This is a genomic window from Chitinophaga sp. CF118 (genome assembly GCF_900112615.1).
Taxonomy (GTDB): Bacteria; Bacteroidota; Bacteroidia; order Chitinophagales; family Chitinophagaceae; genus Chitinophaga.
This window is the reverse complement of the sequence record NZ_FOMK01000001.1, coordinates 264573-290504: the sequence shown is the minus strand read 5'-3', so window position 1 is coordinate 290504 and position 25932 is coordinate 264573. Positions and strand designations below refer to the sequence as shown.

Below are 25932 nucleotides of genomic sequence, written 5' to 3'. Positions count from 1 at the left end.
CTTTTTAGGAAGCTTAGAATTTTAGTTATGAATTGGTCACAGTTTTTTAATACCTCTATCGGTAAGAAATTGTTAGTGGGTGCTACCGGCCTATTTCTTTGTAGTTTCATTATAGTGCACCTGGCAGGTAATTTCCAACTGCTTAAGAATGATGAAGGTGCGGCTTTTAATGCGTATGCGGCCTTCATGGGGCATAACTCATTGATACAGTTCATTGCCTGGGGACTGAAGATCATTATCATAGTCCACGCTGTGATTGCTTTACAGCTTACTTTCCGCAACAGGGCTGCACGTCCGGTTAAATATGCTATCAACCCCGGTAACCAGACCTCTTCCTGGTTCAGCCGCCAGATGGCTATCATGGGCAGCATCCTGCTTATCTTCTTAATTATCCATCTGGCAGACTTCTGGTGGAAATTCCACTATGGAGATGTTCCTACCAGAACTTATGAAGGTGGTATTGAGCCTCTGAAAGATCTTTATACGATCGTAAACAGTGCTTTTAAAGTAGAATGGTTAGTAGCCCTCTACGTAATTGGTATGATTGGCCTTTCCTTCCATCTTGTTCACGGTTTTAAAAGTGCTTTCCAGACTTTCGGTCTGAACCATGTAAAGTACAATGGCCTGATCAATTTTGTAGGTGTATGGTTATTCGGGATTGCGATCCCTGTTGGCTATGCCATCATTCCACTGGTAATCTATTTTAAATAATTCAGTAAAGTAAGGATATATGTTGGACTCAAAAATTCCTAAAGAAGGCGCATTAGGTAAGAAATGGGAAGACTACAAGGGGCATTGTAAGCTGGTAAACCCGGCTAACAAGCGCAACATGGAGATAATCATTGTAGGTACCGGTTTGGCAGGCGCTTCAGCTGCAGCGTCTTTGGGAGAGTTAGGATATAAGGTAAAAGCTTTCTGTTTCCAGGATAGTCCCCGCCGTGCACATAGTATTGCTGCACAGGGAGGGATCAATGCTGCAAAAAATTACCAGAACGACGGTGACTCCGTGTTCCGTTTGTTCTACGATACCGTAAAAGGTGGCGACTACCGTGCTCGCGAAGCCAATGTGCATCGCCTTGCTGAGGTTAGTGGCAATATTATAGACCAGTGTGTGGCGCAGGGTGTTCCCTTTGCCCGCGAATATGGCGGATTGCTCAGCAACCGTTCTTTTGGTGGTACACAGGTACAGCGTACCTTTTATGCTGCCGGCCAGACTGGTCAGCAGTTATTATTAGGTGCTTACTCCGCTTTAGAACGTCAGATAGCATTGGGTAATGTAACTATGTACAGCCGTCATGAAATGCTGGAAATCGTTACTATCGATGGTAAGGCCCGCGGTATCATAGCGCGCGACCTGATCACCGGTAAGCTGGAACGTCATTTCGGTCATGCGGTATTATTATGTAGCGGTGGATATGGTAACGTATTCTATCTGTCTACCAACGCAATGGGTTCTAACGTAACAGCAGCCTGGAAGGCTACCCGCAAAGGTGCTTTCTTTGGCAATCCCTGCTTTACACAGATCCACCCTACCTGTATCCCTGTTTCCGGTGATCATCAGTCCAAGCTCACGCTGATGTCTGAGTCACTGCGTAACGATGGTCGTATCTGGGTACCTAAAAAACAAAACGATAATCGCAAGCCTTCTGATATTCCTGAAGAGGAAAGAGATTACTACCTGGAAAGAAGATATCCTGCCTTTGGTAACCTGGTACCACGCGACGTGGCTTCCCGTGCTGCTAAAGAAAGATGTGATGCCGGTTATGGTGTAGGTAGCTCAAAACAGGCAGTATACCTGGATTTTGCTTTCAACATGGACCGTTACGGTAGGATCGAAGCCAGCAAAAGGCAGATCTCCAACGCAACACCAGAGCAGATCCGTCAGCTGGGTAAAGAAGTGGTAGCCGAGAAATACGGTAACCTTTTCGATATGTATGCCAAAATCACTGGTGAGAACCCTTATGAAGTGCCTATGCGGATCTATCCTGCAGTGCACTACACAATGGGTGGCCTGTGGGTAGATTATGAACTGATGACTTCCATCACTGGTCTGTATGCATTGGGTGAAGCTAACTTCTCAGATCACGGTGCAAACCGCCTGGGTGCTTCCGCACTGATGCAGGGGCTGGCAGATGGTTACTTCGTAATTCCTTACACTATGGGTAATTACCTGGCAGATGATATCCGCACGAAAGAGATCCCAACAGATCACCCTGCGTTCGTGGAAGCTGAGAAAAATGTACAGGCAGATATTGACAAGCTGATGAACATCAAAGGCACCAAGTCTGTAGACCATTTCCATAAAGCGCTCGGCAAGATCATGTGGGATAAATGTGGTATGGCGCGTAATGAAAAGGGCCTGAAGGAAGCGATCACTGAAATCCAGCAGTTGCGTGCTGAATTCTGGAAAGATGTTCGTGTACCAGGTACTGCCAACGAATTTAATCCTGAACTGGAAAAGGCTGGCCGTGTGGCTGACTTCCTGGAACTGGGTGAGCTGATGTGCGTAGATGCACTGAACCGCCGCGAATCCTGTGGTGGTCACTTCCGCGAAGAGTCTCAGACAGATGAAGGGGAAGCTAAACGCGACGACGACAATTTCAGTTATGTAGCTGCCTGGGAGTATAAAGGCCCAAGCCAGTTCGAACTGCATAAAGAGCCGCTGGTGTTTGAAGAATGTAAACCAACACAGCGCAGCTATAAATAAGATATCGGTGAAGCGTAGGCGGAACCGGGTTTATTCACTACAATAATAGTCCAACGATATATGGAACATTATAACATGAATCTCACACTCAAGGTGTGGAGGCAGAAAAATACAGATGCTCAGGGAAAGTTTGAAACATATCCGGTATCGGGTATTTCTTCAGAAATGTCTTTCCTTGAAATGTTTGATGTGCTGAACGAGCGCCTGATCAATGAAGGTAAGGAGCCTATAGCATTTGATCATGATTGCCGCGAAGGGATCTGCGGAGCATGTTCCATGCATATCAATGGCCGTGCACACGGTCCATGGGCAGGTACAACTACCTGTCAGCTGCATATGCGTGCTTTCAAGGATGGAGATACTGTAACGGTAGAACCATGGAGAGCAGGTGCTTTCCCTGTGGTAAAAGACCTGACAGTAGACAGAGGTGCATTTGACCGTATCATTGAAGCAGGTGGTTATATTTCCGTAAACACTGGAAACGCTCAGGATGCCAACTGTCTTCCTATCAACAAAGATGACGCTGATGCTGCTTTTGCTGCTGCTGCCTGTATCGGTTGCGGTGCATGCGTAGCTGCCTGTAAGAATTCATCTGCAATGTTGTTCTTATCTGCAAAGGTTTCCCAGTTGTCATTACTGCCACAGGGACAGCCAGAGAGAAAGAGCAGGGCATTGAATATGGTGGCTCAGATGGATAAGGAATTGTTTGGTAGCTGTACCAATACCGGTGCCTGCGAAGCAGAATGTCCTAAAGAGATCTCCCTCACCAACATTGCACGTTTGAACCGCGAGTTTATCTCTGCAGGTTTCACATACGAGAAATAGTTGTTGAATAAGATATATCTGAACGCCTGATGCAGTCTGCATCAGGCGTTTTGTTTTTTGGAACCGGCTAAAAAGGATTCCACTTCCCACGAGTATCTTGTTGTAATCTTCATAAAATAGCTTTTTATCAAGAGGTAAATAAGCTCCTCTTTTTCAAAACTGTAATCCCATTTTTTGTATATTGTTTGTAAACCCTCACGTTATGACAGATCATTCCCGTAGAAAATTCATCCGCAATCTTGGTGGTACGGCAGCCATGTTAGGTGCTGGTTCCCTTGCAGCAATTGGAAAACAACACGTTCAGATTTTACAACCCAATAAACCACCCGCAGCTACCGATAAAATCCGCCTGGGATGTATAGGCATGGGTATTATGGGCTTTGGAGATGTGGAAACCGCCATCAAAGTTCCCGGAGTGGAGTTTGTGGCAGCAGCAGACCTCTATGATGGGCATCTGGCAAAAGTAAAAGAGCTTTATGGCAATCAGATATTTACTACCCGCGATTACCGCGAACTGCTGAACAGAAAAGATATTGATGCCGTAATTATCGCTACCCCCGATCTATGGCATGATACTATTGCTATCGATGCAATGGAGAAAGGGAAAGCAGTGTATTGTGAAAAACCAATGGTGCAGCAGGTGGAGGAAGGACATAAGGTGATAGCTACCCAGCAGCGTACCAAAGCAATATTCCAGGTAGGCAGCCAGCGGGTAAGCAGTATTATGCTGGCAGAAGCAAAGAAACGCTACCAGGCGGGCGAAATAGGGCAGCTGAACATCGTGGAGGCGCGAATGGACCGGCACGATGCGCTGGGTGCCTGGCAATATTCAATTCCTCCGGATGCATCACCCAAAACCATTGATTTTGATACCTTCCTGAAAGATACAGCCAAAGTGGCCTTTGATCCTGTGCGTTTTTTCCGCTGGCGTAACTACCGTGCTTACGGCACGGGTATTCCCGGCGATCTGTTTGTACACCTGATATCCGGACTGCATTTCATTACCGGCTCTATGGGACCGGAGCGTATTTATGCCAGTGGCAACTTAGTACAGTGGAAAGACGGCCGTGATGTACCTGATATGGTAGTGGCCATTTTTGACTATCCTGAAACAAAGGAACATTCCGCTTTCCAGATGACCCTTCGGGTTAATTTCGCAGATGGTGGCGGCGGTGGCGAATTTACCCGCCTGATAGGTACGGAAGGTGTTATGGAGCTGGGCTGGGAAGATTTCAAAATAAAGAAACATAAGCTCTCTGCAGCGCCTGGTTATGGTGGCTGGGATACCTACAATACTTTTACAAAGGCTACACAGGAAGAATATGTAAAACAGTATAATGCAAAATATTCCCCTGAACAGCGAAAGCCTGCACAGGTATCAGAAAGCGCATTTGCATCACCCAACGGTTATGATGCCCGCTATGACCATTTTGTGAACTTCTTCGAAGCTATGCGGAACGGAAAAAGCATTGTTGAAGATGCTTCTTTTGGTCTTCGTGCCGCCGGACCAGCACTATTAACCAACGAAAGTTATTTCCGGAAAAAAGCGATTGACTGGGATCCTGTAAAGATGAAGATCGTGTAAACTATTTGTACATTCGTATCCTCAATTTATAGAACCTATGAGGAAATCCGCTGCATTTTGCATGATGTTGTCAGGCATAAGCCTGTTTGCCTGTAAGGAAAAAAAAAGAATTATGGTAGAGGAAGTAACGACAGTAACACCACCGGTTGCTGAGAAAATAAAGAAGGAATTAACAGTTAATGGCGATACCAGGATAGATAATTATTACTGGATGAATGATCGTGAAGATCCGCGTGTAATAGCTTATCTGAAGGCAGAAAATGCTTATATGGATACGATGACACAGTCATCTGCCCAACTACGTACTAAACTATACGAGGAGATGAAAGGACGCATCATGGAAACAGATGCAAGTGTGCCTTATCTGAAAGACGGATACTACTATTACTCCCGTTATGTGGAAGGAAAAGAGTATCCTATTTATTGCCGTAAAAAGGGAAGTACAGAAGCGACAGAAGAAATCATCCTGAATGTAAATGATCTGGCAGTTGGGCATGATTATTATTCAGTAGGAGCATTGACGGTAAGTCCCGATGGACAATGGCTGGCATATGGTGTAGACACAGTGAGCCGCCGTCAATATGTGATCCATATCAAGAACCTGCAAACAGGAGAATTACAGCCGGAAACAATTAGAGAAACATCCGGTAGTGTAGCCTGGGCCAATGATAATAAAACGTTCTTTTATACGGTAAAGAATCCCACTACTCTGCGGGAAGAAAAGATTCTGCGTCATGTAACAGGCACGCCTGCCAGTGATGATAAAGAGATCTTTGAAGAGAAGGATGAAACATATGGAGTAGGTGTTTCCCGCAGTAAATCCGGAAAGTATATCCTGATAGAAAGTGGTAGTACATTATCATCTGAATACCGTATCCTGGATGCCTCCAAACCAACTGCTGCATTTAAGGTTTTTCAGCCCCGGCAAAAGGATATGCTGTATCATGTGGATCACAAGGATGATCAGTTTTATATTGTTACCAACTGGGATGCTGTAAACTTCCGCCTGATGCAATGCCCGCTGGATAAAACAGAGCGCAGCAACTGGAAAGAAGTAATTCCGCATCGTGCTGATGTATTGCTGGAAGGTATCGATCTTTTCCGCAATCATCTTGTACTGAGTGAAAGGAAAAATGGTCTTACACAACTGCGAGTAATCAATACAAAAACGCACGAAGATCATTACCTGCATTTTGACGAGCCAGCATATGTAGCTTCTACCTCTGTTAATCCTGAGTTTGATACAAAGGAGCTGCGTTATGTTTATACCTCTATGACCACGCCAGTATCTACCTACGATTATAACATGGATACGAAGGAGAGTGAACTGAAAAAAAGACAGGAAGTGCTGGGCGGATATGATCCAAAGAACTACGTAACGGAACGGATATACGCAGTTGCCAGAGATGGTGTGAAAGTACCGGTATCTATCGTTTATAAAAAGAACTTTGAGAAGAATGGAAAAATGCCACTGCTCCTTTATGGATACGGTTCTTACGGTCATAGTATTGATCCCACATTCAGCTCTAACCGTCTTAGTTTACTGGATAGAGGATTTGCTTTTGCCATCGCTCATATCAGAGGGGGAGAAGAAATGGGAAGACAGTGGTATGAAGATGGTAAGCTGTTCAAAAAGAAAAATACATTCACTGATTTTATTGATTGTGCAGAGTATCTGATAGCACAACATTATACAGACAGTACACATCTGTATGCAATGGGTGGTAGTGCCGGTGGTTTACTGATGGGAGCTGTAGTGAATATGCGTCCAACATTATGGAATGGAGTGATTGCTGCCGTACCATTTGTAGATGTGATAACTACCATGCTGGATGAAAGTATTCCGTTAACAACAGGAGAATTTGATGAATGGGGTAATCCAAAGAAAAAGGATTATTATGATTATATGAAGTCATATTCTCCATATGATAATGTTACAGCAAAAGCATATCCGAATATGCTGGTTACAACAGGTTTGCATGATTCACAGGTGCAATACTGGGAGCCGGCAAAATGGGTAGCGAAATTACGTGAGGTAAAAACAGATCATCACTTGCTGTTCCTGCATACGAACATGGAAGCGGGTCATGGCGGCGCTTCCGGCCGGTTTAAACCTTTGGAGGAAATAGCAATGCAGTATGCATTTTTGCTGGGATTGGAAGGGAAGTAGATTACAGCGAAGATTGCCAGATGTTGTTGATCACAAATACACTGCATCTGACTGTTTTGTTTTTCAATTTGGCTTTTGAATAAGAGTTTGAGATTAGTATTTCAATTAAACTTCACCAGTCATTCACGTCAGATAAGGTGTATTTATGATCAACAATATCTGGCCTGCGGAGATTATGTTATACTTATATACCGGGTTACTAATCAAAAAACACTAATAAAAAAAGATCCTTTTGGGATCTTTTTTTATTAGTGTTTTTTTGTGGGGAGGGGATGCAGGCCAGCATCCGTTAAAGATTGATTTTTTCTGTTTTTACGGTTGCACCAAAGAATATATTTGTTAACTTCTCAAAGATCTGTGGATCATCAGTCGTATAAAACTTCTGTACACCATTCTTACTCAGCTGTGTTTCCATTTCAGGATGACGATGCAGATAATCCTTCAGGCTATGTGCTACTATTTTGCCCTGTGATAATAAGGTAATACCACCTGGTAAAAACTGTTTTATTTTTTTAGTCAAAATAGGATAATGGGTACAGCCCAGCACGAGTGTATCAATATTTGGTGCATCCGTCAGGATCTGATCCAGGTATTTCTTCACAAAGTAATCTGCGCCATCACTATCAGCCTCATTATTTTCGATCAGGGGTACCCACATCGGGCAGGCCAGCTGATGTACTTTTACGTGTGGGAAAAACTTCCTGATCTCAATAGGGTAAGATTCTGATGTAACAGTACCCTGGGTAGCGAGAATACCTACTTCTCCGGTTTGGGTGAGGGTACCCACCATTTCCGTAGTAGGACGGATCACGCCCAGCACCCGGCGGTCGGGTGAAATCAGGGGCAGATCTTTCTGCTGGATGGTTCGTAATGCTTTGGCGGAAGCCGTATTGCAGGCCACTACCACCAGTGGGCAGCCCATTTGGAACAGGTGCTGTACACATTCCAGGGTATACGCATGGATGGTATCAAAGCCCCGGTTGCCATAGGGAGCCCGGGCATTGTCGCCCAGGTAGATATAATCATATTGCGGGAGTTCCGCAATAATCTCCTTCAGTACGGTCAATCCTCCGTATCCTGAGTCAAATACGCCTATAGGACCAGTCATTTGCTACCTTTTTTCCTCATGAGTCTTCCGGTTCCGGTCAGATCATAGATTTCCTGTATTTCATGAAGGATCTTCTCGAAATCTATCTTCAGGTCTATTAATTTTCCGTTATGGATATCAAATACCCAGCCATGCACGGTAGGGTAGTGATTAGCCACATATGACTGTTGTACAGCAGCTGTTTTGATCACATTTATACATTGTTCCTGTACATTCAGTTCTACCAGCCGGTTGTATTGGGCATGTTCGTCTTCAATGGCATTTAGTTCATCTTTATGAATGCGGTATACATCTCTGATATTGCGGAGCCAGGGGTTCAGCAAACCGAGGTCTTCTGATTCCATGGCTGCCTTTACGCCGCCACAGTTATAGTGCCCGCAAACAATAATATGTTTTACATGCAGGTGGCGGACTGCATAATTGATCACAGACATCACGTTCAGGTCCACATTATTCACAAGATTGGCGATATTTCTGTGTACAAACACTTCTCCTGCATCGAGACCCATAATCTCATTTGTGGGTACCCGGCTATCACTACAGCCTATATACAGGTATTCCGGTTTTTGCTCTTTTGCCAGTTTTTCAAAAAAATTCTCATCTGTAGCCATTTTTGAGGCTACCCAGCGCTTATTATTCTCAAAAATTTCGTTGTATTCTGTCATGGCTGTGATTTTGTGAACATTCAATATGTTAAAGATAAGGAATATGGCAGGTATCTATAAACTAGTAAACATTTCGTAACTTTGCGCCTTAAATTTCTTTCGCTAGTATGATCAGTGTTAAAAACGTATCGCTCTCTTTCGGAAAAAGGGTATTGTTTGATGAAGTTAACCTCAATTTCTTCAAAGGCAATTGTTATGGTGTTATTGGTGCCAATGGGGCCGGTAAAACCACTTTCATGAAAATCTTATCAGGAGAAATAGAACCCAGCAAGGGCAGTGTGGAGATTACTCCGGGTGAACGTATGAGCGTACTGAAACAAAACCATTTTGAATTTGATGAGGTAACGGTACTTAATACCGTACTGATGGGTAATAAAAAGCTGTGGGATATAGCACACGAAAAGGATGCTATTTACGCAAAGGAAGATTTTACAGAAGAAGACGGGATGCGTGCCGGTGAGCTGGAAGGTGAATATGGTGAAATGGGCGGTTATACTGCCGAAAGTGATGCCGGTGTATTGCTGGGCGATCTGGGTGTGAAAGAGGAGTTCCATAACCTGTTACTGAAAGATCTGAGTGGTAGTTTGAAAGTGCGCGTACTATTGGCACAGGCCCTGTTCGGTAACCCGGATATCCTGCTGCTGGATGAGCCTACCAACCACCTTGATGTGGAAACCATCGGCTGGCTGGAAAACTTCCTGGCAGATTATGAGAATATTGTAATTGTTGTATCGCATGACCGTCACTTCCTGGATGCTGTTTGTACCCATGTGGCCGACGTTGACCGTACTAAAATCCAGATCTTCTCTGGTAACTATACCTTCTGGTATGAAACTTCTCAGTTAATGGCCCGCCAGGTAGCTGATAAGAACAAGAAAATGGAGGATAAGCGTAAAGACCTGCTGGACTTTATTGCCCGATTCAGCGCCAACGCTTCCAAGAGTAAGCAGGCTACTTCCCGTAAGAAAGCACTTGAAAAACTGGTAATTGAAGATATCCAGGCATCCAACCGTAAGTATCCGGGTATTATTTTCAAGCAGCAGCGTGAAGTAGGTAACCAGATCCTGAATATTGAGAAACTGGAGAAAATTGTAGATGGCAGCAAACTGTTCAGCAATATTACCTTTAGCGTGAACAAGGGCGACAAAATCGCTTTCCTGTCTAAAGATCACCTGGCATTATCTACCTTCTTTGAAATCATCAACGGTGAAGACACCGCAGATGGTGGCAAATTTGAGTGGGGTACTACCGTAACCACCGCTTTCCTGCCAAATGACAATACTAAATATTTCGAAGATAAGAATGTGAACCTGATGGATTGGCTTCGCCAGTTCGTTCCACCACACGTAACTGATGTGGATGAGCCTTTCCTGCGTGGATTCCTGGGTAAGATGTTATTCAGTGGCGAAGAGATTATGAAGAAGACCAGCGTACTGAGTGGTGGTGAAAAAGTTCGTTGTATGACCAGCCGTATGATGCTGCAGGATCCTAACGTAGTGGTATTGGATGAGCCTACCAATCACCTTGATCTGGAATCTATTCAGGCATTCAACGAAAGTATGATCAACTTTAAAGGTGTAGTGCTCTTTACCACGCATGACCATACCTTTATGCAATCTGTCGCTAACCGTATAATAGAAATAACACCTAAGGGAGTGATAGACAGGTTGACTACATTTGATGAGTACCTGGTTGATGAAAGAGTGAAAGCGTTGAGGGAAGAGATGTACGGAGAGAGGGTACCGGTAAATAATTAATTCTGATAACAGTATACACGATGGTCAATTGCGGATAACGTAATTGACCATTTTTCATTTATGCCAGGCAATCTGTGATTAACTTTACTTTAGAAGGGTCCAGTGGTTTGGTGATATAAGCTTTAAGCTCCGGAGTCCGTTTTACTTTTTGCATGTCTCTCATATCCATAGAAGAAGAGCACATAATAATAGGAATTTGTTGCTGAATAGCACTTTGAATGTCGCGATAAGCCTCTATAAAGTCCCATCCATTCATCCTTTGCATATTCATATCAAGAATAATAAGAGAAGGTAGTGAGGTTACGGGCAGACATTGCAGTTTTGCTATAGCTTCCTCTGCACAGAGAAAAGAAGTAACTTCCAGCTTCTCACTTTGCTGTTCAAGCATCTTTTTCAGAATGAAATGGAATATTTCATCATCGTCTACAACATATACTTGCTTAGAGTTTTCCTGCATAATGCGGTTCCTTATTTAGGGGGTAACGTAGTAATTGCAAATTGAATGCATTTGCCCCGATTTCACATGATTAGTACTTTTTAGGTATGGAGGCTTCTCATCTTTACCTTAAAGCTGTATGCAAAGAAACACTAATTAAATATAATATTATATATGAGTTTTTCACAATAACCAATCATTAACAAAATGATAGTAGGATTTTCTGGTTTATCACAGACGGTCAGGAGTTTTAACATGTAGTGGGATTAAATTGTTTTAAATAACCAAAGTAACAAACCTGTCTTGTACAATAAAAAGCCCTGCTGACCTCGTTCTCTTATCTTAAGTGTGAGTAAACGAAGTCAACAGGGCTTTTGTAATGAAAAAGGGGAACTTCTTAAGAAGTTCCCCCGAAATTATATTGTTATAACAAGCTACTACTAGAACAAGCCACCTTTCTTCAAGGTTACTTTACCAGAACCTATTTTATAACCATTATGGTAGATTTCTACGCTGTAATCTCCTGGTTTGAAATCGGAATTCTGTTTCCAGTCCATGCTTACAGTTTGTTTTTCACCCTGGGTGTAGGAAACTGTTTTCTTAGCGGTATATAACTTTTCAGTACCGTCAGACAGTGTGAATCTGCCGGATCCCAGTGCTTCTACAGCCAATGGAGAACCATCCGGAGCAGAGATTGCAACAAACAGTTCTTTATCGCCGGTTTCAGAAATTCTGTTTTCATCCAGGTCAAAGGTAATACGCATCATATCAGCGCGTTTAGCCTTTGTAGTTTCTACTTCTTTACCATTTTTCTTTACGTTAATTGGTAAGAGGTGGATATTGGAAGCATGCAATACGGAACCAAGGCTAACCTTTTTATCCAGCTGTGCTTTTTGTACGCCTAAAGAATCTCTTTCCTGACGGGCATAATCACGCTCGCCGGTGAGAATGATTTTTTCACCTTCCAGGCGTTCTATCGTTTGGGTATAACCTTCGATATTGCCTTTCAGTTGTTCAATCATTTTACGTGCTTCGGCCAGTTGAGCCTGTGTAGCATTCTTATTGCTCAGGATACTGGAAATCCTGGATTTCATATCAGCCAGTTCCTTATCTTTTGTTTTAACAAGGCTGTCCATACGACTATTCTGAGAAATCAGATCGTCCAGGCGGGCATTTGCTGCATTATATTCCTGCTGCAGTGCATCCCTGGATGATGAGATAGAATCTATCTGTGAAGTCTGCTGGGCAATTGTATCCGTAGTTTTGTTTTTATCATACAGCATGTAAACCCAGGTACCGGCCAGTGCTGCAATCAGGATACCATATATAAGACCATTGCGGCTTTTTGGTTTTTCAGATCCGGGTGACCCCTGAGCTGGTGTGTTAAATGTGTTCTCAGTCATAGTTGTTTGTTTTTTTATAGTTAAATTCTTATATGGTTAAAACTTGCAATACAAAGTTAAACGTTAGAATTGTTTAATTTAGAAAAATTATAAACTGTTTATTCACGTGTTACCAAATATTTCCCTGGATCAGCTTTTACTCTTAGATATTGAAACTACTCCGGGCGTGGCGTCATTTGACAAGCTACCTGAACGGATGAAACCCCTATGGTTGGACAAAAATGCAAAAACTGCGCCAGAATCGGCAGATGGGGAAGATGCATACGCAGACAGGGCTGGCCTTTATGCTGAATTTGGCAAAGTTGTATGCATTTCAGTAGGATTCTTTTATGTAGAAAACAATCGTTATCAATTACGTATAAAGTCTTTTGCTGATGATGATGAAAAGATTGTATTAAACAGTTTTTTAGAATTGATAAATAAATTTTATATAAAATTTCCCCGCTTCCAGTTCGCCGGACATAATATAAGAGAATTTGATCTTCCTTTTATTTGCAGGAGGTCTGTTATTCATCAGTTATCTTTGCCCCAGCCTTTACAATTGCATGGCTTTAAACCCTGGGAAATCCCCATGTTGGATACCATGCTTTTATGGAGATTTGGGGACTTCAGGCATTATACTTCCTTGAAACTGCTTACCGCCATCCTGGACATTCCTACACCCAAGGATGATATTGATGGGAGCATGGTAGGTAAAGTATATTGGGAGGAGCGGGATCTTGACCGCATTTCCAGCTACTGCCAGAAAGATGTAATAGCCGTTGCTCAATTATTATTACGTTTTAAAGGCGTACCCCTGTTACAGCCGGAGGAGATAGTATATATTAAATAGTTATTAAAGGATGGATTATCAGGATATTATAAAAGATTGGAAACAAAAGAAATTCCGGTCCCTGTATTGGTTGGAAGGAGAAGAAGACTTTTTTATTGACCAGGTAAGCAATTATGCGGAAGAACATCTGCTGGATGAGTCTGAAAAAGGATTTAACCTCACCATCCTGTATGGAAAGGATACAGACTGGACTACGGTGGTAAATACCTGCCGGAGATATCCCATGTTTGCTGAGCGACAGGTAGTAGTGCTGAAAGAGGCGCAGGCCATGAAAGATATCCTTAAACTGGAATCCTATATAGATAAACCCCTGGAATCTACCATTCTTGTAGTAGCCCATAAACAGGGTAAAATAGATGGACGGAGTAAGATCGCCAAACTGATAAAAGACAGGGGGGTACTGCTGAGTACCAAAAAGATGTACGATAACCAGTTACCCGGCTGGGTAGAGGCGTATGTGCATGGATTGGGAAGGGCCATTTCCCAGAAAGCAGGCATTCTGCTGGTAGATCATATTGGTAATGACCTGGCCCGGATGGCTAATGAGATAGATAAACTGCTGGTGAACCTGCCGGAGGGTAAAAAGATAGATGAGAACGATATTGAGAAATATGTAGGGATCAGTAAGGAATACAATGTATTTGAATTACAAAACGCTATAGGTCAGAAGGATATCACCAAAGTAATGCGTATTATCCATTATTTTTCGGCCAATCCTAAAGCCGGCCCTATACAAATGGTGCTTCCCGCTCTTTATAATTTCTTCAGTAAAATGAACATCGTTTTTGGGGTGAAAGGGGGTGAAAAGGAAATAGCGGCCGCCCTGGGCGTACATCCTTTCTTTGTAAAGGACTATATCAGCGCTGCCCGTCAATATGGGGCAGAGGGTGCTGAAAAGGCCATTCTTTTACTGCATGCTTATAATTTACGCAGCATTGGTATTAATGATAGCGGAGTTGAAGATGGTGAACTGATGAAAGAACTGGTATATAAGATGATGTACTGATTTGTCAGTACATCAGCATTTGCCGGGCGATAAGACTGTCCTTATCTATTTGGGTGATCAGCGCTTCTACATTGTCAAATTTCTGATTGGCACGTATAAAGCTGATCATTTCCACTCTTATAATCTGGTCATAAATCTCTTCATTAAAGTCAAACACATGTGCTTCCAGCCTGAGATCGGTACCATTAAAGGTGGGCCGGGTGCCGATGCTCATTACTCCATTTAAGGGAGTATCATATTTCTGCAAATATACTTTTATGGCATAGATGCCCTGGGCAGGAACCAGTTTGCGGGCATCCGGCAGGTGCATATTAGCTGTGGGATAACCCAGTTGACGGCCCATTTTATCTCCGTGAATAACAGTCCCCTGCAGGAAATACTTGTATCCAAGTAATTCGTTGGCCAGCTGGATATCCCCTTCCTGTAAACTTTTACGGATCTTGGTAGAGCTGACGGAAAGGTCATGTACTATCTGCTGCGGGATTTCTATTAGTTGAAAGCCATATCTGCTTTGTTCTGCTTCCAGTAACTCCAGTCCCCCTTCACGATTATGTCCGAAACGGTGATCATAGCCGATAATGATGGTATGGGGCTTAAATGTTTCAATGAGAAAGTCTTCCAGGTAAGCCTGTGCAGACAGTTCAGAAAACGCTTTTGTAAAAGGGACGATCACCAGGTGGTCTATTCCCTGTTTTGCCAACAGCTCTATCTTTTCGTCCAGCGTGGTGAGTAAACGAACTTCGTTAGTGCCGGGTTGCAGTACTTCCCGCGGATGCGGATCAAATGTTATGATCACTGTTTCTCCTTCACAAACTGCTGCTGCCTGTTGTAATTGCTGTATAATATGACGGTGGCCGGTATGAACACCATCAAAAGTTCCGATAGTTATAACTGCCCGCCTTAAAGCTGGCAAATGGGTTAGGTCCCTGTGTATCTGCATAAAACGCCTGTAAAACGATCTTTATTCATATGCAAAATACAACATTTACGTGGGAGAATAGTCCCGGTTTAGCCGGTATTGGTCCAAAATAGTAACGAATCTGTTACTTTTGCATTTGATTATTCATTTTAAAACTACTCAGTGGATCAGAATATCTACGCGCAGCGCGGTGTTTCGGCAGGAAAAGAAGATGTGCACAATGCTATAAAGCATATAGACAAAGGACTGTTTCCAAAAGCATTTTGTAAAATAGTACCCGATATATTGGGTGGACAGGATGACTGGTGTAATATTATGCATGCTGATGGAGCCGGTACAAAATCGTCTCTCGCATACACTTACTGGAAAGAAACCGGTAATCTGGATGTGTGGAGAGGTATTGCGCAGGATGCCATCATCATGAACCTGGACGACCTGTTATGTGTGGGGGCCACTGAAAATATCCTGTTATCATCTACTATTGGTCGTAATAAACAACTGATACCTGGAGAAGTGATTGCTGCTATCATTAATGGTACAGAAGAGATCCTTGAAGAGTTGCGGGGTTATGGTATCAGTATTTACTCTACCGGTGGTGAAACTGCCGATGTGGGAGACCTGGTACGAACCATCATTGTGGATTCTACAGTTACCTGCCGGATGAAGAAAGCAGATGTAATCTCTAATCATACCATACAGGCTGGTGATGTGATCGTTGGATTGTCTTCTTCCGGAAAGGCTTCTTACGAGAAATCTTACAACGGAGGTATGGGTAGTAATGGACTGACTTCTGCCCGTCACGATGTATTTAATAAAGCGGTGGCTGCTAAATTCCCGGAAAGTTTTGATCCCGGTATTCCTGCCGCACTGGTATTCAGTGGTAAAAAGTCATTGACAGATAAAATAGAGATCCCTGGTTTTGGAACTATTGATGCCGGCCAGCTTGTGTTGTCACCTACACGTACATACGCACCTGTTATTAAAAAGATCCTGGACGGTTACCGTTCCCAGATTCACGGTCTGGTGCATTGCAGTGGCGGAGCGCAAACGAAAGTGCTGCACTTTATAGATAACCTGCATGTGATCAAGGATAACCTTTTCCCAATACCTCCTTTATTTAGCCTGATCCAGGAGCAGTCCGGTACCGGTTGGAAAGAGATGTACCAGGTATTTAATATGGGACATAGAATGGAATTGTATGTACCTGAAAATATTGCAGCAGATCTTATTAAGATCAGTCAAAGCTTTAATATAGATGCACAGATTGTGGGAAGGGTAGAAGCGGCAGAGGTAAAACAGGTAACGGTACGTAGTGAGAAGGGAGAGTTTGTGTATAACTGATAAATTGCCTGCGGTCAGCCGGTTTTTTTAACCGGCTGACCGCTTTTCGTTTTAATGAGAATTGTGGCCGGACGGTGAATGCCGTCCTGACCACATTAAAAGACCTGGTGGTCTTACCATACGTGAGCCTTTCCTTATTTTTGTAAAGAATATTTTATAGGCAGATTGAATTCCACAGCCACTAACTGACCTTTATGTTTACCTGGTTCCCAGTTAGGCATCAGCTTTACCACACGTAAGGCTTCCTCATCCAATCCATAACCTAAAGGCTGGCCTATACTCTTGATATTCTGGACGCTACCGTCACTTTCTACAACAAACCTAATATACACAGTGCCCCCAACGCCTTTTTCATGAGCTGCTTTAGGATAGTGAATATTTTTACTTAAAAATTCACCGAGTGCATTTTCACCACCTTTAAACGTAGGCGGGTTTTCTACAAATGTAAATACCTCTTTGTTGTTAGCCGGGGCCTGTTTCTTAGCAGGAGAAGTAGCCTGGGCATGATTTTTCTGCTGAAAACTGATAAAGGCAATCAGTGTTACTACAATTGGCAGGACGATTGATTTTTTCATAATTGTGTTATTGGTTTTGTTATTAAATAGCATCAGGATGCGGCGTTTTACCGGTGCCTGTGAAAAATTGTTGACTATAGGCAGTTGTTTACTTTGTAAGGTGAGCAGGAGAATGGTGCGTGCATAATCAGAGGCAGTATCCTCATCGGCTGCCGCTTTATCTGCAATAAATTCATGAACCATACTCAGTTCCCGTTTCAGCAGATGGAAAAAGGGATTAATCCAGTAGAGGGCGCAGATGGCTTCCATCAGCATTTTGTCGGTAGTATGATGGCCGGTTATGTGTGCCAGTTCATGCCGCAGAATCTGTTGTCCTACTTTACTGTCTGGCTTAATATTCCCATTCCAGAAAATATTATTAAAAAAAGAAAAGGGAGACTGAATCTGATGGTTTTCCAGCAGGATGAAACCGGTATGCTCATCTATACGGCTCGTTTTAGCAAGCATATGTATTTTACGAAGGTTCAGTAACATGCGTCCTAAAAGCAATGTACCTACCAGGGTATAACAAACCAGCCATAACCCTGAGAGGGAGTGTTCTTCTTTGTTTCCACCATAAGTGATAAACTCCCGCAGGGTTATCAGTTGAGTGGTATAGGTCTGTGCCTCCGGCTGATTATAAAAAGGTATCTGGATCTGCAACAGGGGCAGAACTAAAGATAAAAGAGTAGCCAGCAGCAGATAGTATCTGTTCCATTGGTGGGAATTATCATTTTTCAGTGCCAGCGCATAATAGCCATACAACACACCTGAGCAGATGAATACCTTAATGAGGTAAGTAATGAACAGAACCATGATTATTTGTTTTTAGCGTTTTTAATTTGTTCCAGCAGTTGTTCCAGGTCGTTCACGCTGATATCTTTTTCTTTTACAAAAAAGGACACCATATCGCTGAAGGAGCCGGCGAAATAACCTTTCACAAAATGCTTCATGGTATTACGGCTATAATCATCTTTGCTGACAAGGGTAAAATACTGGTGAGATTTGCCGTAGGCTTTAAAGTCGACAAATCCTTTTTCCATGAGGATCTTCAGCAGGGTGGCTACCGTATTATAATGTGGCTTTGGATCGGGGAGGGCGTCAACGATCTCTTTGCCGAATGCCGGTCCGGTTTTCCACAATGCATGCATGATCTGCTCTTCTGCTTTTGTTAATGCTTTTACACTACTCATTTTGTATGTTTTGGAATCTGAAACTAAGGTAAAACTAATTAATTAGTTTTAAAACTATATTTTTAGTTTGAATGGATATAAGAATATTGAAGATTCTTTGAGGTATTATGCAGATATTAATTACACGGGTTTTAGACAGGGAGTAGACAGGGAGTAAAGAGGGAGTAAAGAGGGAGTAAAGAGGGAGTAAAGAGGCTCATCCTACGTTTTTTAAGGTAGGATGAGCCTCTTTACTCCCTGTCTGAAACTTGTCTGATATCTGTTCAGGGTATATCAGGGTATAATCCAATTATATTGGCTAATTTTGTATACTTCTAAACCCATTTCATAGGATTTATGACTGAGCAACCGATTATACAGTTATCAAATGTGAATATATATCAGGGAAATTCCCTGATACTGTCCGACGTGAATATTACTGTGAACAAGGGTGAGTTTGTGTACCTGATCGGTAAAACGGGTACTGGAAAGTCCAGCTTACTGAAAACGCTGTACGGGGATCTTTATTTACGTGAAGGGTCCGGGCAGGTAGTAGGATTTGATCTGAAAAAGATGGACTGGAAGAAGGTGCCTTACCTTCGGCGTAACCTGGGGGTAGTATTCCAGGATTTCCAGTTGCTGACAGACAGAACAGTGCATGATAACCTGAAATTTGCCCTGAAGGCCACCGGCTGGGAGGATAATAAGAGGATGGAAGAAAAGATTCATGATGTGCTGGAAAAGGTGGGATTAGGTACCAAAGGGTTCAAAATGCCATATGAACTGAGTGGTGGTGAACAGCAGCGTGTGGATATTGCCCGGGCTATGTTGAACTCTCCCAAGCTGATTCTTGCGGATGAGCCTACCGGTAACCTGGATCCTGAAACTTCAGACGGGATTATGCAGTTATTATTCAGGATCAGCAGGGAAGAAGGGGCCGCCGTTGTGATGGCTACCCATGATTATATCCTGCTTCAGAAGTTCCCTTCCCGTGTACTGCGTACGGAAAACGGGCTGGTGAGTGACAATGCGACTGTCAACTTTGCATAAGCAATTAATATTCAGAGGGCAAGGATTCCGGAGTGCCTCCGGATGGCAATTATTATTTATGATTGTTAATTCGTAATTTTTAATTTACCTTTGCACCGGAAAAATAGCGAATAAAAAACCTTTATCATTTTATTATTTATCAAAAGATGTCTTACTTAACTGTTGAAAAGAAAGCCAATATTTTTAAAGAATTTGGTGGAAGCGAGAAAAATACAGGCTCTACAGAAGCGCAAATCGCCCTGCTGACTGAGCGTATCAACAGCATTTCCAGTCACCGGAAAGCAAACAAAAAGGACTTTTCTTCAGACCGTGGTTTAATGAAAATGGTAGGCCAGAGAAAGCGTTTGCTTTCTTACCTGTCTAAAACTAACCTCACTGGCTACCGTGGCCTGCTTGAGAAGTTAGGTCTCAGAAAATAACGAAGAACTTTTTTATAGCGCTATTCCCAACTTATTAGGTTGGGAATAGTTTTTTTTTAGGTATACTAATTTAATCCTCACTTTTTTATGAATCTGACACCTATTTCAGTCAATTTCGATATAGGAGATGGCCGGATCGTGACTATCGAAACTGGTAAGTTAGCCCGCCAGGCAGATGGTGCAGTTACGGTACGTCTCGGCAATAGTATCCTGTTGGCTACTGTTGTTGCAAATAAAACTCCCAAACCAGGACAATCATTCTTTCCACTTACTGTTGACTACCAGGAAAAATTTGCTTCTGCAGGCCGTATCCCGGGTTCGTTCTTTAAACGCGAAGGTAAACTGTCTGATTCCGAAGTTTTAATATCTCGTCTGATCGACCGCGCATTGCGCCCTTTGTTCCCTGATGATTATTTCTGCGAAGTACAGGTACTGGTTTCCCTCATCTCTTCTGATGCAGAAGTGATGCCGGATGCCCTGGCTGCCCTGGCGGCTTCTGCTGCCCTGGCCGTTTCTGACGTACCCATCCAGGAAATCATTTCCGAAGTAAGAGTTGCCCGCATAGATGGCAACTTCGTTGTAAATCCTAACCGTACCCTGCTGGAAAAAGCAGATATGGACTTTATCATAGCCGCTACCGAAAAGAACATCATGATGGTGGAAGGCGAAAGTAAGGAGTGCAGCGAGGAAGATGTAATCAAAGCTATCGAAATCGCTCACGCTGCCATTAAAGTACAGGTGAAGGCGCAGGAAGAACTGCGTAAACTGACTGGTGACAAAGCAAAACGTGCTTTCGAATTACCCCGTGAAAATGAAGAGCTGAAAGCTAAAGTTATCGCCTTCTCTACAGACCGTATCCTTACAGTAGCTAAATCTGCTGTTGGTAAACACGAACGTGGAGATGCTTTTGATGCTATACGTACTGAACTGGTAGAATCCCTGGGCGAATTGCCTGAGGAAGACGCTCCATTAGTAGGCAAATACTTCCATGACCTGGAAAAAGAAGTGATCCGTAACATGATCCTGGACGATAAAGTTCGTCTGGATGGCCGTAGCCTGGATCAGGTTCGTCCGCTGAACATGGAAGTGGATATCCTTCCTTCTCCACACGGTTCTGCACTGTTCACCCGTGGTGAAACACAATCTCTGACAACTGTAACTTTGGGTACTCCGGATGATGAGCTGCTGATTGAAAGCGCTGCTGTTTCCAAGTATTCAAAATTTATACTGCATTATAACTTTCCGCCTTTCTCTACAGGAGAGGTGAAAATGATGCGCGGCCCCGGCCGTCGTGAAGTAGGTCATGGTAACCTGGCAATGCGCTCTCTGAAGCAAATGATGCCGGGTAGTGACTATGCTTACACTGTAAGGGTAGTATCTGATATCCTGGAATCCAATGGTTCCTCTTCTATGGCTACCGTTTGTGCCGGTTCACTGGCGCTGATGGATGCGGGTGTTCCTTTGCCTAAACACGTTTCCGGTGTGGCAATGGGGCTTATTTCCCGTGCTTCCGATGGCAAGTGGGCTGTACTGACAGATATCCTCGGAGATGAAGATCACCTGGGAGACATGGACTTTAAAGTAACCGGAACCCGCGATGGTATCGTAGGTATCCAGATGGATATTAAGGTGGATGGTTTGAGCATGGATGTAATGCGTGCAGCATTATCCCAGGCCCGCCAGGGACGCCTGCACATCATTGACGCCATGTATGGCTGTATGGGTGCTGCCCGTCCAGAACCAAAACCACATGCTCCACGTATGGAGAAACTGATCATCGACCGCGAATTTATTGGCGCAGTGATCGGACCCGGTGGTAAAGTTATTCAGGAAATTCAACGCGAAACCGGTACTAACATCAACATCGAAGAAGTTGGTGAAACTGGTGAAGTAAGTATATTCTGCGCAAACAGAGAAGGTCTGATGAAGGCCCTCGACTGGATAAAAGGCATCGTTGCGGTACCAGTAGTAGGAGAGGTATACGAGTCTACCGTTAAATCAGTAATGCCTTACGGTGCATTCGTAGAGTTCCTTCCTGGTAAACAAGGTTTGCTGCACATTTCCGAAGTATCCTGGAAACGCCTGGAAACAATGGATGGTGTGCTGACAGACGGCGAAAAAGTGAAAGTGAAACTGGTAGGTACAGATCCTAAAACCGGTAAGTTTAAACTGAGCCGTCGTGTGCTGATGCCAAAACCAGAAGGTTATGTGGAAAGGCCTGAAGGTGATCGTGAAGACAGAGGTGATCGCAGAGACCGTGGTGACAGAGGTGATCGTGGTGGTGACAGAGGCGGCGACCGTGGTGGACGTCCTTCATTCCGCAATGATCGTGGTGGTGACAGAGGTGGTGACCGCTTTGACCGTGGCGACAGGAACGATCGTGGTCCACGCCCTTCAAACTCAAAACCAGACGAACCAACTTTCGACGAACAATAGAAATCGAATTGATTCAATAAGCTTGACGGCCGTTCTGATATATCAGAGCGGCCGTTTTTTTGTTACCATTCTTAACATTTACCACCGGTTATTTCTTTTTTCATGATATATTTCGAAAAACGATCTTCCCGTGAAAAAACATAATTCCACTCTGGCAGTAATAATCTGCCTAACTGTATTACTTCTGCCGTTGTTTACGCAGGCAAGCCGGATTCCTCCTCAGAAAGAGTATTACAGTATTCTGATCTACCACCTGAAGGACGCGACCCAGGAAACCCGCCTGGATGCTTATCTGAAAGATGCTTTATTACCCGCTGCCCATAAGGCCGGTATTGCAAATGTGGGTGTATTTAAACCGATAGATAATGATACAACTGCAGACCGTCGTGTATATGTATTTTTACCTGGCCGTTCAGCGGAGCAACTGCTAAAACTGCCACAGCAGCTGCTTGCCAACAGTACTTATGTTACAGCAGGGAAAGACTATATAGATGCTGCCTGGGATAAACCGGTGTATACCAGGATGGAAACAGTGATCCTTGAAGCATTTCCAGGTATGCCTAAAATGGAGATACCAGTATTGAAGTCAATAAAAAGTGAAAGGATTTATGAGTTACGTAATTATGAAAGTGCGTCTGAGAAGTTGCACCAGAATAAGGTAGATATGTTCAATAAGGGAGATGAAGTGGGTATTTTCAAAAAACTGGGTTTTAACGCAGTGTTTTATGCAGATGTATTGAGTGGTAGCCGTATGCCTAACCTTATGTATATGACTACTTTTGAGAACCGTGCAGCGCGTGATGAACACTGGAAAGCATTCAGCAGTGATCCGGCCTGGAAAGCGTTATTGCCACAGCCGCAATATGCTCATAATACCTCCCGTACAGAGGTGATCCTGCTTCACCCCGCTGAGTATTCGGACTTTTAAACGGTAAGTGTGGTAATAATGAAGTTGTACTCCGGAGTTTATCTCAGCCGGATTAATGATACAAAAAACGAAGGCTGCATCAATGTGATACAGCCTTTCGTTTTGTCGATAATTGTTCCAATCTTTAGCTTCTTGCTTTCACAAACTGCTCTATGTAGTAATTACTTTCCTTGAAAATAATCTTGCCAGTAGGAAGTTTATATATTTTAAAAGCTTGTCCATCAATATCTTCATAAAATATGGTGTATTGAGGTACGGGGAGTTTGCTGGTCCTGTCTATTACTTTTATCCGTGCATCGGTTAAAAGCTGTGTTAAAAGCTCGTCGATGTAGGGGAGAAGGATTCCTTCACCTGGTGTCCAGAATAAAGTAAACTTATCTGTGCTATAGTGCAACTCTGTATGGGAAGGATCGGCCAGGTAGGCTTTGGCCTGTGTAAAGTGCGACTCTACTTCTTCCGGTGTAAGGTGGCTGAACTGGATGTTGCGGAACGACTTTTTATCGTAACAGTTGTTTTGCAGCATAGTATCCAGCATCTGCATATAATTCACCAGATCTACTTTGTTAATTACCAGAATACTTGTTGAAGTCTGATAAACAATAGAGTCCGTCATGGTATCGTCCGGACGTAATTTGATGATTTCCTGAGCTTTTCCGGCCACGCATAGCGCAAGCCCTGTCATTACGAGAAATAAGGTCTTCATTAAAATATGGTTTACATTAAAGATTACACAAATATAAGTTTTTTTATAATGTATGAAAGCGAATAGAGTTATGGGTAATCAAATCATTAACATTACAATAACAGCTACTACGTTTCAGACTTTTTTACTCCTGTGGATCTTGATTACCTTTGGCGGATGTCACACACATCAATTACCCTTACTTGTAACCCAGAGCTGAGAGATATTCTGATAGCCCAGTTGTCCGACCAAGGATTTGAAGGTTTTGAAGAACGCGGAAATGAGCTTGTTGCCTACATTCCTGAAGAGAGTTTTAGTGAAGTAGCCGTAGAGGTAGAAGCGTTGACGAAGATTTATGGAGTTTCCTATGTAAAGGAGAATATAGCGCAGACCAACTGGAATGCTGTATGGGAAAGTAACTTTGAGCCAGTAAGCGTAGATACTTTCTGTGGAATCCGTGCTGGTTTTCATCCACCTTTCTCTCCACAGCCGCAACATGAAATTATTATTACACCGAAAATGTCTTTTGGAACAGGACATCATGCCACTACTTCTTCTGTCATTAAACTGATGCAGGGGGTAGAATTCAGGGGCAAGCGGGTGTTCGACTTCGGAACCGGAACCGGCATCCTTGCTATCCTGGCTTCTAAAATGGGAGCTTCTGTGATTGAAGCTATTGATATCGATGAATGGTCGGTAGAGAATACGAAAGAGAATATTATTGCTAATAATGCCCTGGCTATTAAAGTATGGCAGTCTGATACCCCAAAAAGCATTATAAATACATATAATGTGGTATTGGCAAATATAAACCGTAACATTTTACTGGAATTTATGGGAGATATGCGCCGTTTACTGGTAAGCGGTGGTGTGTTAATACTTAGCGGGATCCTGAAAGAAGATGAACCTGCGATATTGGAAGCTGCAAGGAGCCATGCCCTGGTGCTTGAATCGCAAATTGAAAAAGATAACTGGCTAGCAATGAAATTGTTAGCTAGGTAAGGAAAGCAGGCGCTAGAAAATAGTTATATGAAAGTAACTGATTATCCCATCTTTGTGTTAATTGAAATCTTAATATTAGCTTAACTTTAACGCTGAAATTTACTATCTTAGCAAAACCTAACTTTTTTTAATGTTTGAATTATTACTACTTTTTTGCGCTTATCTGATTGGATCCACACCAACTGCGGTTTGGGTTAGTAAAGGTATTTTTGGAATGGACATCCGGGAATATGGTAGCGGCAACGCCGGTGCTACCAATACCTTTCGTGTACTTGGATCAAAAGCAGGCAGTTTTGTAATGCTGGTAGATATGGTCAAAGGTGTACTGGCAGTTCGTCTTTCTTACCTGTTATCCTATTACCATAATCCTGAACATCTTACACAACTGGTTAATTTCCAGATAGGTCTGGGACTTGCCGCCGTTGTTGGGCATATATTCCCTATCTGGGCTAATTTCCGTGGTGGTAAAGGTATTGCCACATTATTTGGTCTGGTACTGGCTATTCAGCCATTGGTTGCTATCTGTTGCGTAGGCGTTTTCCTGCTCATCCTGTCATTAACCAGGTATGTATCATTGAGTTCTATTATTGCCAGCATAGCATTTCCTATCCTCATTCTTTACATTTTTAATGAGCCGGAAGTATTTTACCGCATTTTCGCTATCGCTGTAGCATTAATGGTGGTACTTACCCATCAGAAAAACATTACCCGCCTCTTGACTGGTAATGAAAACAAAGTGCCCCTCTTCAAAAATAGGAGGACAAGAGGCTAAAATGATTTCTTTCTGGCATATCTATTGCACTGAATAACTTAATTATTAACTTTCCATGACTTTTAATTGTTGCGTACATTACATGTGCTACACACATTATGTGAAAGTAGTGATTGGGGCATATTAATTCACGTAGCTATATTCTCTGTACAAATTGTTCTCA

23 protein-coding genes are annotated in these 25932 nt (G+C 43.0%); 15 read left to right on the top strand and 8 right to left on the bottom strand.

Translation table 11 applies throughout. The features are described 5' to 3' along the window. Positions 1–27: 27 nt before the first annotated feature. The 5 genes from BM176_RS01055 to BM176_RS01035 all read left to right on the top strand — a co-directional run bounded on the left by BM176_RS01055 (position 28) and on the right by BM176_RS01035 (position 7287). A complete protein-coding gene (locus BM176_RS01055; protein ID WP_090098703.1) occupies positions 28–711 on the top strand; it encodes a succinate dehydrogenase cytochrome b subunit in 684 nt (227 codons plus the stop codon). A gap of 19 nt (positions 712–730) precedes the next feature. Continuing rightward, positions 731–2707, top strand: coding sequence for a fumarate reductase/succinate dehydrogenase flavoprotein subunit (locus BM176_RS01050; protein ID WP_090098701.1), 1977 nt, complete (start codon positions 731–733; stop codon positions 2705–2707). Between the two features lie 75 nt (positions 2708–2782). Further along, positions 2783–3532, top strand: coding sequence for a succinate dehydrogenase/fumarate reductase iron-sulfur subunit (locus BM176_RS01045; protein WP_255373397.1), 750 nt, complete (start codon positions 2783–2785; stop codon positions 3530–3532). 202 nt (positions 3533–3734) lie between these two features. Then, positions 3735–5117, top strand: a complete 1383-nt coding sequence (locus tag BM176_RS01040; protein ID WP_090098698.1) for a Gfo/Idh/MocA family protein — start codon at positions 3735–3737, stop codon at positions 5115–5117. 37 nt (positions 5118–5154) lie between these two features. After that, a complete protein-coding gene (locus tag BM176_RS01035) occupies positions 5155–7287 on the top strand; it encodes a S9 family peptidase (RefSeq protein ID WP_090098696.1) in 2133 nt (710 codons plus the stop codon). A 289-nt stretch (positions 7288–7576) separates the two neighbouring features. On the opposite strand, the gene murI is transcribed toward BM176_RS01035, so the two are convergent. After that, entirely contained in the window at positions 7577–8395 is an 819-nt protein-coding gene (gene murI, locus BM176_RS01030) for a glutamate racemase (protein WP_090098694.1), read from the bottom strand. Beyond that, a complete protein-coding gene (locus BM176_RS01025) occupies positions 8392–9060 on the bottom strand; it encodes a carbonic anhydrase (protein WP_090098692.1) in 669 nt (222 codons plus the stop codon). Before BM176_RS01025 ends, murI begins: the two co-directional genes overlap by 4 nt. Positions 9061–9167: 107 nt before the next feature. Between BM176_RS01025 and BM176_RS01020 the strand changes: the two genes are divergently transcribed. Further along, positions 9168–10817, top strand: coding sequence for an ABC-F family ATP-binding cassette domain-containing protein (locus BM176_RS01020; RefSeq protein ID WP_090098690.1), 1650 nt, complete (start codon positions 9168–9170; stop codon positions 10815–10817). A gap of 58 nt (positions 10818–10875) precedes the next feature. Here BM176_RS01020 and BM176_RS01015 read toward each other — a convergent pair whose 3' ends face one another. Together BM176_RS01015 and BM176_RS01010 are read right to left on the bottom strand one after the other, a co-directional pair. After that, the gene (locus tag BM176_RS01015) at positions 10876–11274 is read right to left on the bottom strand and encodes a response regulator (protein ID WP_090098688.1); all 399 of its coding nucleotides are present in this window, start codon (positions 11272–11274) and stop codon (positions 10876–10878) included. A 419-nt stretch (positions 11275–11693) separates the two neighbouring features. Beyond that, positions 11694–12656 (bottom strand): hypothetical protein, encoded by a 963-nt coding sequence (locus tag BM176_RS01010; RefSeq protein WP_090098687.1) that lies wholly within the window; start codon positions 12654–12656, stop codon positions 11694–11696. A 106-nt stretch (positions 12657–12762) separates the two neighbouring features. Between BM176_RS01010 and BM176_RS01005 the strand changes: the two genes are divergently transcribed. Together BM176_RS01005 and holA are read left to right on the top strand one after the other, a co-directional pair. Further along, a complete protein-coding gene (locus BM176_RS01005) occupies positions 12763–13488 on the top strand; it encodes a ribonuclease H-like domain-containing protein (RefSeq protein WP_090098686.1) in 726 nt (241 codons plus the stop codon). A 10-nt stretch (positions 13489–13498) separates the two neighbouring features. Beyond that, positions 13499–14494, top strand: coding sequence for a DNA polymerase III subunit delta (gene holA, locus BM176_RS01000; protein WP_090098684.1), 996 nt, complete (start codon positions 13499–13501; stop codon positions 14492–14494). 4 nt (positions 14495–14498) lie between these two features. On the opposite strand, the gene BM176_RS00995 is transcribed toward holA, so the two are convergent. Continuing rightward, the gene (locus BM176_RS00995; RefSeq protein ID WP_090098682.1) at positions 14499–15434 is read right to left on the bottom strand and encodes a bifunctional riboflavin kinase/FAD synthetase; all 936 of its coding nucleotides are present in this window, start codon (positions 15432–15434) and stop codon (positions 14499–14501) included. A 141-nt stretch (positions 15435–15575) separates the two neighbouring features. Between BM176_RS00995 and BM176_RS00990 the strand changes: the two genes are divergently transcribed. Next, entirely contained in the window at positions 15576–16754 is a 1179-nt protein-coding gene (locus tag BM176_RS00990; protein WP_090098681.1) for an AIR synthase related protein, read from the top strand. A gap of 134 nt (positions 16755–16888) precedes the next feature. Here the strand turns inward: BM176_RS00990 and BM176_RS00985 are convergent, their stop codons facing one another. Further along, complete coding sequence (locus BM176_RS00985) at positions 16889–18124, bottom strand: M56 family metallopeptidase (RefSeq protein ID WP_090098679.1); 1236 nt, start codon at positions 18122–18124, stop codon at positions 16889–16891. A gap of 2 nt (positions 18125–18126) precedes the next feature. Beyond that, complete coding sequence (locus BM176_RS00980) at positions 18127–18501, bottom strand: BlaI/MecI/CopY family transcriptional regulator (RefSeq protein ID WP_090098667.1); 375 nt, start codon at positions 18499–18501, stop codon at positions 18127–18129. Positions 18502–18837: 336 nt separating this feature from the next. Here BM176_RS00980 and BM176_RS00975 point away from each other — a divergent pair, with 336 nt between their 5' ends. The 4 genes from BM176_RS00975 to BM176_RS00960 all read left to right on the top strand — a co-directional run bounded on the left by BM176_RS00975 (position 18838) and on the right by BM176_RS00960 (position 23313). After that, complete coding sequence (locus BM176_RS00975; protein WP_090098666.1) at positions 18838–19530, top strand: cell division ATP-binding protein FtsE; 693 nt, start codon at positions 18838–18840, stop codon at positions 19528–19530. 146 nt (positions 19531–19676) lie between these two features. Continuing rightward, positions 19677–19949, top strand: coding sequence for a 30S ribosomal protein S15 (gene rpsO / locus BM176_RS00970; RefSeq protein WP_090098664.1), 273 nt, complete (start codon positions 19677–19679; stop codon positions 19947–19949). 87 nt (positions 19950–20036) lie between these two features. Next, positions 20037–22385, top strand: coding sequence for a polyribonucleotide nucleotidyltransferase (locus tag BM176_RS00965; RefSeq protein ID WP_090098662.1), 2349 nt, complete (start codon positions 20037–20039; stop codon positions 22383–22385). Positions 22386–22515: 130 nt separating this feature from the next. Beyond that, entirely contained in the window at positions 22516–23313 is a 798-nt protein-coding gene (locus tag BM176_RS00960; protein WP_218162129.1) for an NIPSNAP family protein, read from the top strand. 124 nt (positions 23314–23437) lie between these two features. Here the strand turns inward: BM176_RS00960 and BM176_RS00955 are convergent, their stop codons facing one another. After that, complete coding sequence (locus tag BM176_RS00955) at positions 23438–24016, bottom strand: hypothetical protein (protein WP_143097668.1); 579 nt, start codon at positions 24014–24016, stop codon at positions 23438–23440. A gap of 156 nt (positions 24017–24172) precedes the next feature. Here BM176_RS00955 and prmA point away from each other — a divergent pair, with 156 nt between their 5' ends. Next, positions 24173–24997, top strand: coding sequence for a 50S ribosomal protein L11 methyltransferase (prmA, locus tag BM176_RS00950; RefSeq protein ID WP_090098658.1), 825 nt, complete (start codon positions 24173–24175; stop codon positions 24995–24997). Positions 24998–25127: 130 nt separating this feature from the next. Continuing rightward, a complete protein-coding gene (gene plsY, locus BM176_RS00945; RefSeq protein ID WP_090098656.1) occupies positions 25128–25769 on the top strand; it encodes a glycerol-3-phosphate 1-O-acyltransferase PlsY in 642 nt (213 codons plus the stop codon). Positions 25770–25932 lie beyond the last annotated feature (163 nt).